2 protein-coding genes are annotated in these 1,472 nt (G+C 32.5%); both read left to right on the top strand.

Features of this window, described 5'->3' with window-relative positions; genetic code table 11:
• Positions 1 to 206: 206 nt before the first annotated feature.
• Entirely contained in the window at positions 207 to 773 is a 567-nt protein-coding gene (locus G7Y56_RS18395; protein WP_255498817.1) for an AraC family transcriptional regulator, read from the top strand.
• 157 nt (positions 774 to 930) lie between these two features.
• Complete coding sequence (locus G7Y56_RS18390; RefSeq protein WP_370457723.1) at positions 931 to 1,434, top strand: RNA polymerase sigma factor; 504 nt, start codon at positions 931 to 933, stop codon at positions 1,432 to 1,434.
• The last annotated feature ends 38 nt before the right edge of the window (positions 1,435 to 1,472 follow it).

Genomic DNA, 1,472 nt, shown 5'->3' with positions numbered 1-1,472 from the left:
AATATTTAAGCACTCATCAGTATTTAGTTAGAGAGTGTTTAAATTCCTATGTGACCTAATCAAATCGAAGTAACAGCATACGGATCTAACCCGAATATACCTAAATTTCATTAGCAGTTTTCAATAAGAACAATAGTTGCATGGATTTCCGGATAGTATTCCCTATCTTTACTTAGGGTTAAAAGACTAATTCAATATTTCAGTATATGGGCGAAAAGTTATATGTAAAATACATGGTCAGCCGCCGATGTAAAATGTATGTAATAGATGAACTGAAAAAGTTAGGGCTTCATTATATCTCAGTGAACTTAGGGGAAATAGATATTCTAGAGAATATTTCGCCACAACAACAAGAGCAGATAAAAGTTGCTTTAAGTAAAGCCGGATTAGAACTGATAGATGATAAGAAAGCGATCCTTATAGAACACATCAAAACCATAATTATTAATCTGGTACATTATTCCGATGAAGAGATAAAGACAAATTTGTCTGATTACCTGAGTGATAAATTAGGTTATAACTATACCTATCTCGCCACTCTTTTTTCGGAAGCGGAAGGTTGTACCATCGAACACTTCATGATAGTACACAAAATAGAGAAAGTCAAAGAGCTAATCATATATGACGAGTTAAATCTGACCGAAATAGCTTTTAAATTACATTACAGCAGTGTCGCCCATCTATCCCACCAATTTAAAAAGATAACCGGATTAACCCCTACTTTTTTTAAAAATCTCAAACGAAAACGCAGGGCAAATCTCGAAAGTATTTGATAATCTATGAATTATGCAATTTTTTAAGTTGATTATATAACTTCTTTGGGGTCAGAACCTGTAAATTTACATCTTAGAAATACTCTGATTTAAAAATTACAAGTTTATGCAAATATTAAAGATTTTACCCAAAGAAACCATACCGATAATCCAGAGCCTGTCTTCAAAAAAGATGGAAGATAGTTTAGTCGGTTTACAGAATCATATGCATAATTATGCTTTAATGCTTACCACGAATAAAAATAGCGCCAGAGATCTCTGTCAGGAAACTATTCTCAAAGCATTGGGTAATTTTGATAAATATTACGACAATGTTAATTTTAAAGGATGGGTATTTACGATTATGCACAATATATTTGTGAATAATTATCGTCAGGCCTTACGTCAAAAAACGATTTTGGATCATACGGATAATTTACTCCTGTTGAATTTGCCTCAAAACTCAGCGTTCAATAACTCTGAAAGCGATTATGCTTATTCAGAGATAATAAAAGCTATCCATAGTTTGGATGAACAATACAAAACACCTTTTTCCATGCACTTCTCAGGATACAGATATCTTGAAATAGCTGAAATGATGGAACTTCCTGTAGGAACAGTCAAAAGCCGTATATTCTTTGCTAGAAAACGATTACAAGAAATACTTATTGATTATAAGTAGAATTTATTAAACCTTCCTACCCTTGGCTACTAATATCT

It is taken from the genome of Dysgonomonas sp. ZJ709, from assembly GCF_011039195.1.
GTDB lineage: Bacteria > Bacteroidota > Bacteroidia > Bacteroidales > Dysgonomonadaceae > Dysgonomonas.
Note: the sequence above shows the minus strand (reverse complement) of the source record. Positions and strands in the feature narration are given on the sequence as shown.